The sequence below is a fragment of the Pricia sp. genome (assembly GCF_041745955.1).
In the GTDB taxonomy this organism is placed as follows: Bacteria; Bacteroidota; Bacteroidia; order Flavobacteriales; family Flavobacteriaceae; genus Pricia.
The window spans coordinates 1-1,664 of record NZ_JBGTHY010000065.1 but is presented as its reverse complement, the minus strand read 5'-3'; the positions used below and the strand labels follow the sequence as shown (position 1 = coordinate 1,664).

The window sequence follows — 1,664 nt, the reverse complement described above, 5'->3', positions numbered from 1 at the left end:
TACTCCCGTAGAGTGCCATTCCCGAGAAATGAGGCAATATTGGTAGAAACGCCTTTATCTTCCAAAAATTCCAGATATTCACCTAGCGTGGTCCAAGGAATCGCATAGGTAATATCTTCCTGATGTTCCTCCATCTCTTTTTTCATTGCTGCGGTCAAAGGCCCCATGGAACTACCCTCACCGAGCACTTCCAAGGTAACGCCCTGTCTGATATCGCCCTGCGACCGCCCATCTTCGATCAAGGATTCGTTGGCCCAGCTCAACATGTTGATAAAACCGGGGGCTACCGCCAGTCCCTTGGCATCGATTTCCAGGGTACCGGTCGCTTTTTCGAGCGTACCTATGGCAGCGATAGTATCGGCGTTGATGGCGATATCGCCTAGGTAGGAGGGATTGCCCGAGCCATCTAAGATCTGGCCGTTCTTGATCAAGATGTCGTAAGGCGCAACGGTATTACAGGCGCAAAACATGCCTGTACATACCATCGAATATATAAACCCTTTTAACTTCATAGAAACCTTTTAGTGGGATGAAACCTTAAAGGGTATGATCAGAAATAACGCGAACAATTTATGGGCAGTTATTTCTGAACGGACCTTAAGCCGCCACTCATATATTTTTTAAAAACGCCATATTTTCCTTCATACTCTCGAAAGGTGTACTTGCATATTCTTCCTGTTCGATATAGATATGTTTCACACCGGATTCTTTTTTATGGGCCATCATGCTGGCGATATCCAGGCCTCCTTTTCCGAATTCGGTACTTTCCTTTTTGTCCATGTTCATATCCTTCAAATGCCATAGGGGGAAACGACCGGGATACTTGCTAAAATAATCCAACGGATCTTTGCCGGCTACGACGACCCATCCCAGATCTAGTTCCATGTGTACCAGATCATCATCCGTATTATCCATTAAAACATCGTACAAAACCGTTCCGTTGTCCGATTCGAACTCATATTCGTGGTTGTGGTAGCCGAATTTGAGCCCCAATTTTTTACAGTCTTCCCCGGCCTTGTTGAACTGCTGGGCCACCTTTTTATAGTTGTCGACCGTTTGGCCTTTACTGGGAAGCGAGGAACAGATTACATATTCCTGTCCCGATGCCACGGCTTGCTCCATAGTATTCGGAAAATCATCGTCAAGGGCGACGTGGCCGCTGGTCAGTTTCATTCCCAGTTCTTTGCAGGTCGATTTCATTTCCTTGGGGGATAGCCCATAATAGAGGCCTTTGTCACTACGGGCGGATTCGATTTCCTTAAAGCCGATGTCGGCAATTTTCCGTAAGGTGCCTTTCGCATCCTTGGCCATCGCATCCCTAAAGGAATAGAGTTGTACCCCAAATTTCTGGTCGCTATTTACGGCGAAGCTTAAAGTGGGCAGCAGCATAGTTCCGATGGACAAAGCGCCCGATTGCCTTAAAAAAGTTCTACGTGTTTTCATGAAATAAAGTGTTTAACGGATGAAGATACTGAAATTTAACGAATCCACGGACATGTAATAATCGATACTATAGAAAACATTTATAGGTAGGCAATGCTTACTTTTATGGGATGAAAATCTTTCGATGCCAGCAGTGCGAAAATCCGCTCTATTTTGAGAATACAAAATGCGAGGTCTGTGGATGTCAACTCGGATATTGTGAGAAAACGTCTACTTTGGCG

The 1,664-nt window shown here is 45.4% G+C and carries 2 protein-coding genes and 1 pseudogene; 1 reads left to right on the top strand and 2 read right to left on the bottom strand.

The genetic code is table 11. The annotated features are described in order from the left end of the window. Nucleotides 1-512 (bottom strand): annotated as a pseudogene (locus ACEW8S_RS02110) (D-aminoacylase); the annotation flags it as partial. 97 nt (nt 513-609) lie between these two features. Then, nucleotides 610-1,443 carry a sugar phosphate isomerase/epimerase family protein gene (locus tag ACEW8S_RS02105; RefSeq protein ID WP_373516533.1) on the bottom strand — a complete coding sequence of 278 codons (834 nt, stop codon included), beginning with the start codon at nt 1,441-1,443 and terminating at the stop codon, nt 610-612. Between the two features lie 110 nt (nt 1,444-1,553). Here ACEW8S_RS02105 and ACEW8S_RS02100 point away from each other — a divergent pair. After that, nucleotides 1,554-1,664, top strand: a 111-nt coding sequence (locus tag ACEW8S_RS02100) for a zinc-ribbon domain-containing protein (protein ID WP_373516534.1), incomplete at its 3' end; no start/stop codon positions are given.

Bases quoted from the DNA above. Each gene is read 5' to 3' on its own strand.
- ACEW8S_RS02105 (WP_373516533.1), bottom strand. From the start codon at position 1,443: ATGAAAACACGTAGAACTTTTTTAAGGCAATCGGGCGCTTTGTCCATC.